The sequence below is a fragment of the Salmonella sp. 3C genome (genome assembly GCF_025426275.1).
Classification (GTDB): Bacteria; Pseudomonadota; Gammaproteobacteria; order Enterobacterales; family Enterobacteriaceae; genus Salmonella; species Salmonella enterica.
On record NZ_CP104858.1, the window covers coordinates 1,613,128 to 1,628,226 of the forward strand.

15 protein-coding genes and 2 pseudogenes are annotated in these 15,099 nt (G+C 43.7%); 3 read left to right on the plus strand and 14 right to left on the minus strand.

Going from position 1 to position 15,099, the window contains the following annotated elements; genetic code table 11:
* Positions 1-31: 31 nt before the first annotated feature.
* Entirely contained in the window at positions 32-1,246 is a 1,215-nt protein-coding gene (gene rfaL / locus N7E69_RS07660; RefSeq protein WP_000958457.1) for an O-antigen ligase RfaL, read from the plus strand.
* Between the two features lie 57 nt (positions 1,247-1,303).
* On the opposite strand, the gene N7E69_RS07665 is transcribed toward rfaL, so the two are convergent.
* The 10 genes and pseudogenes from N7E69_RS07665 to rfaQ all read right to left on the minus strand — a co-directional run bounded on the left by N7E69_RS07665 (position 1,304) and on the right by rfaQ (position 10,673).
* Complete coding sequence (locus N7E69_RS07665) at positions 1,304-2,449, minus strand: lipopolysaccharide N-acetylglucosaminyltransferase (RefSeq protein WP_000591821.1); 1,146 nt, start codon at positions 2,447-2,449, stop codon at positions 1,304-1,306.
* 99 nt (positions 2,450-2,548) lie between these two features.
* Positions 2,549-3,357 (minus strand): annotated as a pseudogene (gene waaZ / locus N7E69_RS07670) (3-deoxy-D-manno-oct-2-ulosonate III transferase WaaZ).
* 149 nt (positions 3,358-3,506) lie between these two features.
* Positions 3,507-4,205, minus strand: a complete 699-nt coding sequence (rfaY, locus tag N7E69_RS07675; protein ID WP_000582810.1) for a lipopolysaccharide core heptose(II) kinase RfaY — start codon at positions 4,203-4,205, stop codon at positions 3,507-3,509.
* A 22-nt stretch (positions 4,206-4,227) separates the two neighbouring features.
* Positions 4,228-5,241 carry a lipopolysaccharide 1,2-glucosyltransferase RfaJ gene (rfaJ, locus tag N7E69_RS07680; protein WP_000376877.1) on the minus strand — a complete coding sequence of 338 codons (1,014 nt, stop codon included), beginning with the start codon at positions 5,239-5,241 and terminating at the stop codon, positions 4,228-4,230.
* Between the two features lie 17 nt (positions 5,242-5,258).
* Positions 5,259-6,272, minus strand: a complete 1,014-nt coding sequence (gene waaO, locus N7E69_RS07685; protein ID WP_000088475.1) for a lipopolysaccharide 3-alpha-galactosyltransferase — start codon at positions 6,270-6,272, stop codon at positions 5,259-5,261.
* Positions 6,273-6,277: 5 nt separating this feature from the next.
* Positions 6,278-7,357 carry a lipopolysaccharide 1,6-galactosyltransferase gene (gene waaB, locus N7E69_RS07690; RefSeq protein WP_000683975.1) on the minus strand — a complete coding sequence of 360 codons (1,080 nt, stop codon included), beginning with the start codon at positions 7,355-7,357 and terminating at the stop codon, positions 6,278-6,280.
* A gap of 117 nt (positions 7,358-7,474) precedes the next feature.
* Positions 7,475-7,636, minus strand: a pseudogene (locus N7E69_RS07695) (glycosyltransferase family 8 protein); the annotation flags it as partial.
* A 55-nt stretch (positions 7,637-7,691) separates the two neighbouring features.
* Positions 7,692-8,489, minus strand: a complete 798-nt coding sequence (rfaP, locus tag N7E69_RS07700) for a lipopolysaccharide core heptose(I) kinase RfaP (protein WP_000229830.1) — start codon at positions 8,487-8,489, stop codon at positions 7,692-7,694.
* Complete coding sequence (locus N7E69_RS07705; protein WP_001261577.1) at positions 8,482-9,606, minus strand: glycosyltransferase family 4 protein; 1,125 nt, start codon at positions 9,604-9,606, stop codon at positions 8,482-8,484. The genes rfaP and N7E69_RS07705 overlap by 8 nt, the downstream gene beginning before the upstream one ends.
* Positions 9,603-10,673 (minus strand): lipopolysaccharide core heptosyltransferase RfaQ, encoded by a 1,071-nt coding sequence (gene rfaQ, locus N7E69_RS07710; protein WP_001522125.1) that lies wholly within the window; start codon positions 10,671-10,673, stop codon positions 9,603-9,605. Before rfaQ ends, N7E69_RS07705 begins: the two co-directional genes overlap by 4 nt.
* Before the next feature lie 408 nt (positions 10,674-11,081).
* Between rfaQ and waaA the strand changes: the two genes are divergently transcribed.
* Together waaA and coaD are read left to right on the plus strand one after the other, a co-directional pair.
* Positions 11,082-12,359, plus strand: a complete 1,278-nt coding sequence (waaA, locus tag N7E69_RS07715; RefSeq protein ID WP_000891582.1) for a lipid IV(A) 3-deoxy-D-manno-octulosonic acid transferase — start codon at positions 11,082-11,084, stop codon at positions 12,357-12,359.
* 8 nt (positions 12,360-12,367) lie between these two features.
* Complete coding sequence (gene coaD, locus N7E69_RS07720; RefSeq protein WP_001171884.1) at positions 12,368-12,847, plus strand: pantetheine-phosphate adenylyltransferase; 480 nt, start codon at positions 12,368-12,370, stop codon at positions 12,845-12,847.
* Positions 12,848-12,874: 27 nt separating this feature from the next.
* Here coaD and mutM read toward each other — a convergent pair whose 3' ends face one another.
* From mutM to radC, 4 genes are all read right to left on the minus strand, one after another.
* On the minus strand, positions 12,875-13,684 hold the full coding sequence (gene mutM / locus N7E69_RS07725; protein ID WP_001114515.1) for a bifunctional DNA-formamidopyrimidine glycosylase/DNA-(apurinic or apyrimidinic site) lyase: 810 nt from the start codon (positions 13,682-13,684) through the stop codon (positions 12,875-12,877).
* A gap of 97 nt (positions 13,685-13,781) precedes the next feature.
* Positions 13,782-13,949: a 50S ribosomal protein L33 gene (rpmG, locus tag N7E69_RS07730; RefSeq protein ID WP_001051798.1), complete on the minus strand. Its 168-nt coding sequence runs from the start codon at positions 13,947-13,949 to the stop codon at positions 13,782-13,784.
* Between the two features lie 20 nt (positions 13,950-13,969).
* Positions 13,970-14,206, minus strand: a complete 237-nt coding sequence (gene rpmB, locus N7E69_RS07735) for a 50S ribosomal protein L28 (RefSeq protein ID WP_001519051.1) — start codon at positions 14,204-14,206, stop codon at positions 13,970-13,972.
* A 217-nt stretch (positions 14,207-14,423) separates the two neighbouring features.
* A complete protein-coding gene (gene radC, locus N7E69_RS07740) occupies positions 14,424-15,089 on the minus strand; it encodes a RadC family protein (RefSeq protein WP_000380129.1) in 666 nt (221 codons plus the stop codon).
* Positions 15,090-15,099 lie beyond the last annotated feature (10 nt).

Genomic DNA, 15,099 nt, shown 5'->3' on the forward strand with positions numbered 1-15,099 from the left:
TGTCTCATCCCAAACCTATTGTGGAGAAAAGATGCTAACCACATCATTAACGTTAAATAAAGAGAAATGGAAACCGATCTGGAATAAAGCGCTGGTTTTTCTTTTTGTTGCCACGTATTTTCTGGATGGTATTACGCGTTATAAACATTTGATAATCATACTTATGGTTATCACCGCGATTTATCAGGTCTCACGCTCACCGAAAAGTTTCCCCCCTCTTTTTAAAAATAGCGTATTTTATAGCGTAGCAGTATTATCATTAATCCTTGTTTATTCCATACTCATATCGCCAGATATGAAAGAAAGCTTCAAGGAATTTGAAAATACGGTACTGGAGGGTTTCTTATTATATACTTTATTAATTCCCGTACTATTAAAAGATGAAACAAAAGAAACGGTTGCGAAAATAGTACTTTTCTCCTTTTTAACAAGTTTAGGACTTCGCTGCCTTGCAGAGAGTATTCTGTATATCGAGGACTATAATAAAGGGATTATGCCATTCATAAGCTATGCGCATCGACATATGTCCGATTCCATGGTTTTCTTATTTCCAGCATTATTGAATATTTGGCTGTTTAGAAAAAATGCAATTAAGTTGGTTTTTTTGGTGCTTAGCGCCATCTACCTTTTCTTTATCCTGGGAACCCTATCGCGAGGGGCATGGTTGGCGGTGCTTATAGTAGGTGTTCTGTGGGCAATACTGAACCGCCAATGGAAGTTAATAGGAGTTGGTGCCATTTTATTAGCCATTATCGGCGCTTTGGTTATCACTCAACATAATAACAAACCAGACCCAGAACATTTACTGTATAAATTACAGCAGACAGATAGCTCATATCGTTATACTAACGGAACCCAGGGCACCGCGTGGATACTGATTCAGGAAAACCCGATCAAGGGCTACGGCTATGGTAATGATGTGTATGATGGTGTTTATAATAAACGCGTTGTCGATTATCCAACGTGGACCTTTAAAGAATCTATCGGTCCGCATAATACCATTCTGTACATCTGGTTTAGTGCAGGCATATTGGGTCTGGCGAGCCTGGCCTATTTATATGGCGCTATCATCAGGGAAACAGCCAGCTCTACCTTCAGGAAAGTAGAGATAAGCCCCTACAATGCTCATCTCTTGCTATTTTTATCTTTCGTCGGTTTTTATATCGTTCGTGGCAATTTTGAACAGGTCGATATTGCTCAAATTGGTATCATTACTGGTTTTCTGTTGGCGCTAAGAAATAGATAAAAAAAACGCGCTGATACTTATTACGGTATCAGCGCGTTTTCCATCGTCCGGACTCAATCACTTATCAAACCAGCTTTTCATCTGTTCCTCGAAACGCTGAGCTACATTTTCCCAACTGTATTTTGAAAACACCAGGGATTTTGCTTTTTCGGCAATCTGGTGGCGTTCCTTATCAGCAAGCGCACGGTTAATATCATTAATTATACTGTCGCTCGACATAGGTTCTGCGAGGTGATAGCCCGTTATGCCATCTAACACAAATTCGCTAATCCCCCCTTTTTTGCTGGCAAGAACCGCTTTTCCTGCTGCCATCGCTTCTACAGCCACCATGCAAAATGCTTCTTCAACCTGAGATGGCACAATAACCAGATCGGCTATATGATAGAAGTTATGCATCTGGTCAGGAGATTGCCCCCCAGCCATAATACAATCAGTTCCAATCTCTTTTGCGGCGTCCAGTACTTTCTTTTGATACTCTGCTTTTTCACCCTTGCGGCTTGCATAAGGATCGCCAACAACGACAAGTTTAATATTACTTCTTAAGGTACGTAATTTTTTGAACGCCTGCAAAAGCAACAGGATGCCTTTATCAGGCGAAATTCTCCCGGCATATAAGAGAACGGTGGCATCTTCCGCAATATTTAATTGCTGACGGAGGTTATTTTGTGGGTTTCTTTTATAAGTCTCAGCACAAAAACCATTAGGCACAATACTAACAGCAGCGGCGGGCAATCTTTCTTCATAAAACGCTTTAAGAAACTGACTGGGCACGATAATTTTTGCATCCTTATCAGGAAGTTCTGGTTCAAATGCGTTATGCATGTGCATAACCAGTTTTGCATTCGGATTGCGCTCTCTGATCTGCCGATACAGTTTCATACTATTATGAATAACAATGACGCTATCTTCCTGGGTAGTCACTTTATCTCTAATATTAAGGACGCGCTGGGAATAGGGTAGTGGGTCGAGACGAGTCCATTTCTGAAAAAGACGCTTATAAACTTTACTAAACCCGATGTAATGAATATCACAGTTATCGTTTATTTTATTATATTCAGGATAGCCAGCATTCTTTATACAAGCAATAGCATTCGGTATTGATAGTCGTTTTGCAACCTGGTAAATCCAGGTTTCTACCGCAGCCGCGCCACGTGGAGGAATTGAAAATATAGGAGTAACAGTAAATATGATTTTTTTAATCATAATAGCTATAATCCAGAATAGTTAACTTTATAGAAAAAGAAATGTTATAGAAAAAGAAATGCGTGCCGAAGCAACTCAAAATAATGATGTATCTAGTGTCTAGACAATTTTATCGTAATATATTTCATCCTCAAGTTCCGAGGCTGTAATATATGGAATAATATCGTAATGAATTGCAGTATCATCTGATAAATTAAAGATATTTAAATCACTCACATTTTTTCTCATAAAAGTAAAAATGGCAGTATTTTAAACAGGTCTTTACTAAGCTCAGATGGCATAGGGCTGGTAGATTCGTCATAGAAACGTGGGCAACTCCCTGTTAAGTCAAGCCCAGAACATATAATACGGCCATACTTGAGGGAATAAGCAACCTGAATAGCGGTATAAGCAATAGTATGGCAAGAGCAATACCCGATGCTGATATCCTTGCAAAATCCAGCCAGTCGCCCTCTTTTCGAAAGGGGAACTGAAATAAGTAATGCTTTATGAACCCGCTTGAGGATATTAAATTTAATTTTCTTTAAAAAGCCCCCTTTTTCTCGGCGATAAAAGGAGCGAATAATTAAACAGTTTTCTTCAATATATTTTTGATCATCCACTGAAGCCTGTTCGTACACATCAAGATTGACGATAGTAAACTGACTGTTACGGCTAAAGTTATAAAAATCTTCGCGCCGGCGATGGAGGAAGCGAACATCCGTCAGAAGGTACAAAAATGGCTTGACGTTATTGTTTAGCAAATATTGAACAGAACCATTGACTGCAATGACATCTTTCATTCGTAACAAGGACAGCGGCGTCTTTCTGGACGTAGGACCAGAAAGAAAAATAATACAATCTTCAGCCGTTCTTTTCGCAATAAGTTGCAGAACATCGGCGTGAGTTATGAAGTTAACGCTGCCCATAAAAAACTCGTATTTTTATCATGCAACCTATAAATAAATGTTATATTCAATAACTAATATTACATCTCAAATTCTCTCAAGTATGTCATAACGCTGCAGCAAATAAAAGTCAGTCAGTCCCTTAAATTAAACCAAACGTGCTACATTGATCAGCGCTTTTCCTTACCCTTAATACGACGCAAGAAATTTCGAAGTTTTTTCTTATAAATCAATAAGTAAAATCCGATATCTCTCACATTATTTTTGATACCATAATGTCTTTCTAAATCAATACGATCCTTTGCTTTTCGTTGTCTGGAAGGTCTTTTTCCGGACAAATCGATAATTCTGATCTCATTGCCTTGCAGGATAAAGTTACCTTTATGGGGATCGCCCGAAACCATACCATGCTGATGCAGAGAATATATCGACTGTTTGATTTTCCCTCTCACCTCGTCAGAAATTTCTGGCATATCAACAAGTTCAATACCTTCAATATACTCAATTATCATCACGTATGTTTTTACATAGCGTAATGTTTTAATTTCCGCCAGCAGGTAAAAATCATTAAGCGCCGTAAACCCTTCTCGCCGAACACGATCTGTCTGATGAAAAAGCTTTTCGTAGTAATCTCCTTTTACTAACGATTTGAAAAATCGTTCAGTATTTTTTACTTTTGGACTAAATACCTTGAGAATATATTTTCCGTAGTCTGTATTAATCAATACAACTTTTGTATCTTCTATATTACGGAAGACTTTAATAACCTGATGATTATAAGATAGAAAATCTTTGAATATCTCAATGTATTTTTCACCGTCTTTTTTGACAAAGACGGTATAGTTTTTAATCTTTTTTTCAATAATCATAATGGAGATTTAGGCAGGGGAATTATTTGTGGAAAAGTTTACGATAAAGATATGCGCTTCCAGCCATAAGGCCTTTAAAATAATGACCCTGCACGAGAAGATGTTTATATCGCTTCTTAAATTCGACTATGGTACGCGCATCTTTTGCAGGAGAATCTTTCCAGGGCGAGTTCAGTCGTGCATTTTTATAATAGATAACTGAAGGATAATTTGCCCAGGCATGCCATGGTTTTGTAGCGCCCGTATAATGAATTAAAACAGTATTATCATTAATTATATTGCTATATTTTTTATGTGACTTATCTTTCAACTCACTTTTGATAGTATAAATGGTATTATATGGTCGCGGTAGAAAAATGACTTTATCCTGTAGGAGAATATTCAAAACATCCTGATCGGGATATTTAAAAGAGTCAGCCTCTTTACCTGCCAAAAGTAAAAATGCCTTTTTGGTTAAGGCATTCTCTTTCCATAATTTCAGGTTAACAAAAACCACGCCGGAGTTAAAATAACCACCTTGTAAATTAAAAGCGCTTAATCTCTCATTTACCTTATTCTGGATGGAATCAACATCTTTTACGACCGCAGCAATCTTCTCTGTCAAATCAAGCCGTAGAAGATCTTGCAAAGATCCTTTGCATACAACATCGGCATCCAAATAAAGTAAGGTATTTACCTTCTTGCTGAGATAATCGAAAGCAAATAAACGAAAATACATTGCTCTCGACCATACTTTAGTTTGAGGCAATACCTCAAGGCTTTCTACTTTAATAAGATAAAGAGAAATTTTTATGTGATGCTGTACGGCTAAACGCTCTATATATTTTACAAAACACGGGGAGTATGAATCACAAATAATGTGAAAAGCGAGCGGGATATTATTGTTTAATACAACTGAAGCGATTGATACCCCCACACCATCAAGATAGTTTTCATCAACACCATAAGAAATGTTTAATACGTTATCATCATTATTATTATTACTTTCATCAAAAACTTTATATTCAGCTATTTCTATCTCAGGAAATGAATCCATTACATCACCTATGGGTTTTATTCAAGAAGTTTACGTTTAAAGTAGGCTATATAGTAATTTATACCCGAAGTATAATGCTTCTGATTAAACATATGCTTTGCCGCATAACGTAACTGATGGCTAGTGACTGGATTTAAAAGTGCACAATGAGACCACGGTGAGTTGCTCTTAGCCTGTAAAAAATATTGTGACACAGGGTAAGCCCCCCAACTATGCCAGGGCTTCGTTGGTCCGATATAATGAACAAATACAGTCTCAGCATCGACTGGATTAATAACTGAATCTTTTAATTCATAGTTAAGACTAAATTGTGTATTAAACTTTTTATCAACAAAACGCGCTTTATTCACTAACAATATATTTAATACATCCTGATCAAGGTGCGTTATGCGCTGTACTACCTCTGGATCTTTTAGCATTTCAATCGCTTTCTTAGAGATATTTTCTGCGGTCCAAAGAGGTATGTTAATTAAAATAAAACCGGCATTAAAATAGCCAGAAACCAGCCCAGGCGTTGCCAGGCTAACCGAGCGCTTAGTCCACCATTCCAACTCGCCTTCAGCAACGACAGCCGCAATCTCATTTTCAGCAAAATTAAGATCAATAAGTTCCTGAATACTCCCCTTACATGCAATATCTGCATCCAGATAAAGTACTCTATCTGTTTTATCTGAAAAATAATCGGCGATAATGAATCTAAAGTATGTTGCATAGGTCCAGTTTTTGGTACTGGGTAGCGATTTTAAGCGCTCACAGTCGATTAGGTAAACAACAATCTGCGTAGCGTACTGTTTTGCTAATGCCTCAAATCGCTGCTGGTCTTCAGAGCCAAAGAAATCGGTAAAAACATGGAAAGCTAACGCCTTCTCTGGGTTAGCGAGGAGAACCGATGCAATAGAGACACCACAGCCAAAAAGAAAGTTTTTATCAATCCCATAAGCTATATTAAATTTAGCAGCATCACTATGTTGTGCATAGTTATAATCTAAAGTCTGTTGAATGACTTCTTCTTCAAAATATTTTCTGCTCATAGTGATCACTTTTGTAATTTCGAGAATATTGCATTATTAAAATTTTTAAAATATAGCACATCGTAAAATCTCTCAATCGTGCCGGGAATAATATCATGCTGATATTTTACTTCACCAGAAATAACGCGATTAAGGTGTCCTACAAAATCATCTATAGCACCCGGAGTGTAAAGCTCACCATTCAAACCGGGTTTAATCATATCGCGCGGGCCAGACATACAATCAGAACTAATACACGGAATTCCATATGACATTGCTTCCAGCAGGGTCATAGGAAATCCCTCAAACGCAGAGGTAAGTAGTAACGCGGTGACATTTTTTATTTTTTGCTGTACGACTTGCCACGGCGCGCTTTGCCAACCATACCAGATCACACGCTGCTCAATACCAAGCTCCCGACTATAGGCCTGGCACTTTTCAAAATCTGAGCCATCACCAATAATATGTAGCTGCCATTCCCCTGTCGTACGAGTTAAGCCATCAAATAAATCTTTAACTCTTTTCTGTCCTTCAAATTTAAGACGCCCTACATAGAGAAATACAGCGGGTTTATCGCGCTCAGGCGGCGGCACAATGATTGTTTTAATAGAGACAGGATTATAAACGACGCTAATATTTTGCGCTGAGATACCCCGTGCCATCATCTGTTCTTTAATACCACTACTTATGGCCAGATGATAATCCGCGTACGTTATACATTCTGCATGTTTTTTATGGTCGAGCGAAAAATGCGGCCACGAGAAAATAGTAAACTGTTTACCACTTTTCTTTCGTGCTTTATTGGCATAAAGACATGAGATGATATCAATACATATCACAATATCCGGTGACGTTTCTTTCAGCCACTGACTAAAATTATAAACATGCTTAGCTCGACGAAGAAAACTTAATTTTATATTTGAGAATGATTGCGCATATTTAATCTCTTTTAGCCATGCTTTATCCATTTTGTCATTACGACAAAAGAAAAACATTTCACAGTTGATTTTCGGAGAGCTATTTTCAAACGTATGGATAACGTTGCTAATAACGGTTTCCATCCCTCCAAAACCAGATACCGCTTCGCCAATAAATGCTATTTTCATATATACCCCAGAGTTAAAACCTTAATCTAAAGACTTTAGATATTAAATAGCAAAAATAGTAATATAACCCTATGGAGTAATTTTTACCTGACATCTCTTTTTTTGCTTTAAGGCGTATTCAATATCTTTATTATTTTCGATAATGGAATATATTGCCACACCTGTTGGCATTATAAAACCATGATCAAAGCAAAGAGCAATGTCCAGTCCTCTTCCAAAAAAATCATCATGTTGAATTATGTTTTTTTGGTTTGAAATATAACTTTTAATGTCAGACATTCTGTCTATCCTTGTCTCACTCATAAATTACTCACTGAGTGCATAATTATTATAATTACAGATTTTTTCTTATTGTTCTTTCTTTAATTCGAGCGGCTTTAACATCCGCCTGGTGAATCAACCCCGATTCTTTTTGCAAAATCTCTCGCAGGGGAAGAGAGAAATACTCACGCATAAACCGGAATATATCTCGCTGAGTCAGGCCAATATTCATTGAAGAAAAATAAAGCCCAATTAAATCTTTGTCACGCCAGCGAAGGGGAACACGCTGGCGTATCTGCGCGCGATGCAGGTCGATTACGGAGATTTTTAAATCCTCTTCGCGACCAGTGAAAGGTAAATGCAGAAGAAAGTGGCAAATATAACAGTCGCGATGGTTAATTCCCCCGGCGTGCATTTTACGTACCATAGTCGCAACACGCTTAATGATCATCCACTTCACCTGCGCGTCCGGTGGATTAACAGCCCAGTCAGCGCAGTAGTCTTCAAGGCTAATGGTAGGCGTTAAATCTTCGGTGATAATAAATGATGTTCTGGTTAGCGGGTTTACGCCTTTTTCACCAAAACCAACGCCGTGCATCGTATCAACGCCCAGCTCATGTAGACGATGAATGGCGTGCCATTCTCTGTCAGCGCCCAGAACAGGCATACGTAACGAAATCAGGTTCTTCACAATTTCTTTCAGCGAAGTACCTTTATGCCACTTCAGGAAGTAGCTTTTACCGTCCAGCTCAAACCGCAATGTTCGACGCGTCTCCAGCTCTCTGAACACTTCGCCCTGTAACGTTTTTACTTCCTCAAAAGCATCTTTACCGCGCCATAGTGTGGTTAACGGCGCTTTCAGCTCAACCATCTAAATCACCTGTAATAATATCCGCGGCCTTCTCCGGTAAGCTGTATAAATCCTGGGTATCAGCATAATACCGCGCATTTTCAGCCCAGGCGTTGCGTAAGGAAGGCTGTGTCAGCGCTTTGAGTAAAACCTCATTTAGCGCATCCTGGCGGAATGGTTCAGTCATCGCTTCGCCACAGTTTGCATCCACAATATAATGTGCATAACCGCACACCGCGGTTGTCAGCACCGGCAAACCAGCAGTAATGGCTTCCAGCAAAACAATACCAGCAGCTTCCTGATAGGCTGGATGCAGTAAAAGGTCGGCTGCCGCCATTAACTCCGCGATATCATTACGTCCGGAGAAAAAATGCACATTCGTGCCGACGCCGCTTCTTTCAGCCAGTGCTGCAAACTTCTTCGGCTTATCCTGCCCGACAACATAGAGCACCGTATTTTGCCGTAAAGATTCGGGTAGCGATGCCAGCGCTTCAATAGAGCGATCCACACCTTTACGGGTAAAGTCAGACCCTACTTGCAACAGTAATTTTTGCTGTTCTGAGATACCATTTTTCTGACGATAAATTTGACGACTGTTTGGGATCTGTTGGCTATATTTTCTGTCCGGGTAAATCCCCGGAGGAAGAATATGGAAACGCTCCGCTTCAGTCTGATAATGTTTTTGGAAGTCAGCAATCTGCTTATTCGTCAGCATTAATAGTTGCGTCGGCTTGCCGTGTTCAAACGTGGCGCGTTCAAAAGCAGCATAATGCCGATAGCGTGATGTCAGGCGATAGAAAAATCCTTTTTCCTGTGCGACTTTTTCGGCGTAACACACGTCTGCGGCGTAATACACATCAAGGCCCGGCATCTTATTGAATCCAACCACCCGATCGACAGGGTGGTCGCGCAAATGGTGTTGCACCCAGGCATAATATTCTGCGTTACGACCGTGGTTCGTCCGGGATTTAACCGGCACGCGGATTAATTCAAAGTTATCCGGGCATTCCCCTTCCCATGACTGAGTATAAACACGAACCTGATGACCTCGCGCCGCCACGGTTTGAGCAATACGCATAAAATCACGCTGCAGACCGCCAAAAGGAAAATATTTATATAAGCAAAAGGCAACTCTCATAGCAGGCTGTCCAAATCTATGGGGCGTGCCTCATGCGGCAGCATTTTTTCCGTCGCGGCGATAACATCTTCAGCCGGAATCACGGAAAGGTATTTTTTATTACGATCAAGCTCATGCCGTTCAGGCATCGGCTGATAATTTCCTGCCCAAAACTGAATGATGTCGTCGGTCCAGGGACGCCAGAATACATGATCCGTCGCGCCAAAAAGACAAATGACCGGCGTTTTGACTGCTGCGGCAATATGACCGGGGGCCGAATCAACGCCGATAAAGAGATCCGCATGGTCAATCAATGCGCCCAATTCAGGAAAGCGAGTTTTACCCGCCAGACCAGTAACCGGTTTTGTCTCACAGCCGCGTGCAATAGCATCCACGCAGGCCATCTCGTCTGCGGCCGGGCCTGACGTCAGTACAACCTGATAACCGCGGCGCTGCACGGCATCAATAACCTGCGAGAATTTATCATTATCCCAGCACTTAAATAGCTGCCGTGCCGTAGGCTGAATAACAACATATTGTCGGGTCACACCAAGTTGTTTGAGCTGTTGTCGCATGTTTTCCCAATGTTCCGGGCGATAGCTCATGGTGGTTTCCGTGACATACTGTTTTAGCGCTAACGGCTTTAGCGCGGATAATGTGCGCTCAACAGCATGTTCTCCCGCATAAGGTACTAAATGCGTAAAGCTCTTTTTCCATAAAGCAGACTGACGATTACCGAAATCCTGCGAGATTTTTATTTTTGCGTTTAAAAAACGCACAATAAGCGCCACGCTCCACTGATCGGTGAGATTGACGACCAGATCATACGAGTTAGCACGCAATTTTTTGATTAGCGATAGCGCGTTTTTGATCTTCTCTTTTGTTCCTGCGCCTTTGTTACTGATGCCGTAGAGTGCATTAATCTCCGGATTTTCCGACAATATCGGTATGGTGTTCTGGTAAAGAAGCACATCGATTTTTGCATCGGGATAATTCTGCTTCAGCGTGCTGATGACAGGGGTGGTAAGTAACATGTCTCCATGAAAACGCATTTTTATAATCAGAATTCTTCGAAATGGCTTTTCCACAAGCGACTCTTTGGTTGAAATTGTCCGGATAAATAAGCAGAAAAAAGCACGCTACCGCCCCAGGCTTCACAGCAACCCGATGGCTAATACCGCACTCATTTTAGATGCGCTAGTGTAACACTTCTTTCGCAGCAATCCGATACGAATAATTTTTATACACAATCATTTTTTTAATCATAAATTCAAAGAGATATTAATTTATCCCTCTCTTGTGAATGGTCATTCCCATTGTCTGGGGCGACAAGGGCGGCAAATTTCAATGGATTGCGTAAAAATGCAAAAATAATGGGGTTCAGCGCCTGGAATCCTCGCTTCTGAGCCAATTTGGCGCAAAAATGGGAAAAGTAATGGTAAAGCCCAGGCTAAATACATAGAATCCCCAGCACATCCATAAGTCAGCTATTTACTATGCTCGAATTGCTTTACACCGCTCTTCTCTACCTTATTCAGCCTCTGATCTGGATACGGCTTTGGGTGCGTGGACGTAAAGCGCCGGCCTATCGTAAACGCTGGGGTGAACGCTACGGATTCTACCGCCGTCCGTTGAAACCGGGCGGAATCATGCTGCATTCCGTCTCGGTGGGCGAAACTCTGGCGGCCATCCCATTGGTCCGCGCTCTACGTCATCGCTATCCCGATCTGCCTATTACCGTAACGACCATGACGCCGACCGGCTCGGAGCGCGTCCAGTCCGCCTTTGGCAACGATGTTCAGCACGTTTACTTGCCTTATGATTTGCCCGATGCGCTCAATCGTTTCCTCAATAAGATTGATCCTAAGCTGGTATTGATCATGGAGACTGAGCTCTGGCCAAATCTGATTGCTGCGCTGCACAAACGTCATATTCCGCTGGTTATCGCTAATGCGCGGCTTTCCGCCCGCTCCGCCGCGGGTTATGCGAAGCTTGGCAAGTTTGTCCGTACGCTCTTGCGCCGTATCACCCTGATTGCCGCGCAAAACGAAGAAGATGGCGAACGCTTTGTGGCATTGGGCGCGAAGAACAATCAGGTCACGGTCACCGGCAGTCTGAAATTTGATATTTCAGTTACGCCGCAGCTGGCGGCTAAAGCCGTTACGCTACGCCGCCAGTGGGCGCCGCACCGTCCGGTCTGGATTGCCACCAGCACCCACGATGGCGAAGAGAGTATCGTTATCGCCGCTCACCAGGCGTTATTACATCAATTCCCGAATTTATTACTGATTCTGGTGCCCCGCCATCCGGAGCGTTTCCCGGATGCTATCAATCTTGTGCGTCAGGCAGGGTTAAGCTACATCACTCGTTCTTCGGGCGAAGTACCGTCCGCCAGCACCCAGGTCGTGGTAGGCGATACCATGGGCGAATTAATGTTGCTCTATGGCATTGCCGATCTCGCCTTTGTTGGTGGTTCGCTGGTTGAACGCGGCGGTCATAACCCGCTGGAGGCCGCCGCTCATGCGATTCCGGTACTGATGGGTCCGCATACCTTTAACTTTAAAGATATTTGCGCCCGTCTGGATCAGGCGAGCGGACTTATCACGATTACCGATGCGGCTACGCTGGCAAAAGAAGTTTCCTCTTTACTGACCGACGCTGATTATCGTAATTTCTACGGACGTCACGCAGTTGAAGTGCTGTATCAAAATCAGGGCGCGCTCCAGCGTCTGCTGCAACTGCTGGAACCTTATCTGCCACCGAAAACGCATTGAGGACTGTCATGCAAAAACGGGCGATTTATCCAGGTACGTTTGATCCGATTACTAACGGTCATCTCGATATTGTGACGCGCGCAACGCAGATGTTCGACCATGTCATTCTGGCCATCGCCGCCAGCCCCGGCAAGAAACCCATGTTCACCCTGGACGAACGTGTGGCGCTGGCGCAAAAAGCGACCGCACACCTGGGTAACGTAGAGGTGGTGGGCTTTAGCGACCTGATGGCCAATTTCGCCCGCGACAGACAGGCGAATATCCTGATTCGTGGTCTGCGCGCGGTGGCGGATTTTGAATATGAAATGCAGTTGGCGCATATGAATCGCCATCTGATGCCGCAACTGGAAAGCGTTTTCCTGATGCCGTCCAAAGAGTGGTCGTTTATTTCATCGTCGCTGGTCAAAGAAGTGGCGCGCCATCAGGGCGATGTGACCCACTTTCTGCCGGACAATGTGCATCAGGCGCTAATGGATAAGTTGAAATAAGTTTCCTTCCCTGCCGGGCCTGGCGTTTTACTTCTGACAGTGACGGCAATAGAACGTCGCACGCTGTGCGTGTTTCGTTGCGACTATCGGCGTACCGCATACCCGACACGGCTCGCCTTTGCGCCCGTACACCTGCAACTCCTGCGCAAAATAGCCCGGTTTCCCATCGCTTTGCAGAAAATCCTTCAGCGTTGTCCCGCCTTGTTCAATAGAGCGCAGCAAAACGGCTTTAATCACCCGTGCCAGCAGGTCGCACTCCTCTGTCGAGAGTGACGACGCCAGGCGGTCAGGGTGAATACCAGCGGCAAACAGCGACTCGCTGGCGTAGATATTCCCCACGCCGACCACCAGCTTGTTATCCATCAGCCAGGGTTTAATCGCCGTCTTCTTCTTCGCGCATTTCTGCTGCAAATATTCGCCATTAAACTCATCGCTTAGCGGCTCCGGTCCCAGATGCGCCAGTACGTTATGCCCTTCCAGCTCTTTGGTCCATAACCAGGCGCCAAAGCGGCGAGGATCGGTATAACGTAGAATTTTGCCGTTGCTCATCACCAAATCGACATGGTCGTGCTTTTCCGCCGGCAGCGCTTCCGACAATATCCGCAAGCTTCCCGACATCCCCAGGTGAATAATTATCCAGCCGTCAGGCAGCTCCAGCAGTAAATATTTAGCACGACGCTGAACGCTAAGGACGGGTGTATCGCTCAGACGATAAATTTCGTCTGAAACCGGCCAGCGCAGACGGCCGTTACGGATATGGGCGTGCAGGATAGTAGCGCCAACTAAATGGGGTTCAATACCCCGGCGGCTGGTTTCAACTTCGGGTAATTCAGGCATAACGTCTCCGGCTGTGTGGCAGGTCTCATTAATATGGGGACGGCCAGAAAACAAAAAACCCCGCCGAAGCGAGGTTTTTGTTACATCAAAGCGAGAATTATTTGATTTTCGCTTCTTTGTAGATCACGTGCTGACGGACAACTGGATCGAATTTTTTCAGTTCCAGTTTTTCCGGTTTAGTACGTTTGTTCTTCGTAGTGGTATAGAAGTGACCAGTACCAGCAGAAGAAACCAGCTTGATTTTCTCACGAATACCTTTAGCCATGATTTATTTCCTCTTAGTACTTAGTACTTTTCGCCACGGGCACGCAGTTCAGACAGAACTGTTTCGATGCCTTTTTTATCGATGATACGCATACCTTTAGCAGATACACGCAGGGTGACAAAACGCTTCTCGCTCTCAACCCAGAAACGGTGAGAGTGCAGGTTAGGCAGGAAACGGCGTTTAGTCGCGTTCAGTGCGTGGGAACGGTTGTTACCGGTCACCGGACGCTTGCCAGTAACTTGGCAGACTCGGGACATGTCTATTCTCCAAAAATCAAATTAGCTCGAGCTTCGTATGGGGTATCGGCGCCTCGTCAGGCTTTACAGCCTGGTCATCGCGCAGTTCTATTGAACTCTCGATTGCCAGGCCCAAATGCCAAACCCGAGATTCTCAAAGGTGGCGTAGTATACGCTGACCCGGCGATATGCTCAAGTCCCGAACAGACAAAGATCCCGATGGATCGCGCAAAGAATCTTAAATCCAGCCGCGTTCGGCAAAAGAAACGTACTCTCCGCGCCCAATTATCAGGTGATCGAGCACCCGGATATCCATAAACTGGCAACACTTTATCACGCGCTCAGTGATAAGTTTATCTGCTTTACTTGGCTCTGCGCAGCCTGAAGGGTGGTTATGCGCCAGAATGACCGCTGAAGCATTGAGTTTAATCGCTTCCCGAACAATCTCACGCGGATGCACCTCTACGTGGTTAAGCGTGCCGGAAAACAGGCGGCTGTGCTGAAGCACCCGGTGCTGGGCATCTAGGAAGATCACCAGAAAGATCTCACGCTCTTCGCCCGTCAGTTGGCTTTGCAGAAATTCCCGCGTCATTTCCGGACTCAGCAACGCACTTTCCTCATTCATGCGCACGCTGTAATAGCGCCTTGCCAGCTCAGCAATGCCTTTCAACTGCGCGAATTTCGCCAGGCCGATGCCGTTTACGCCGCGAAACTGCGCAAAGTCCGCCGACAGCAGGCCATACAGCGACCCAAAGTGCTGCAATATCTCTTTTGCCAACGTCATAACATCTTTTCCCGGCGTGCCGGTACGTAAAAAAAGCGCCAGCAGCTCCACGTCGCTGAGGGAAGCAATGCCGGATCTGAGCATTTTTTCACGCGGTAATAATTCGTCCAACGTATCCATACGCGCACCT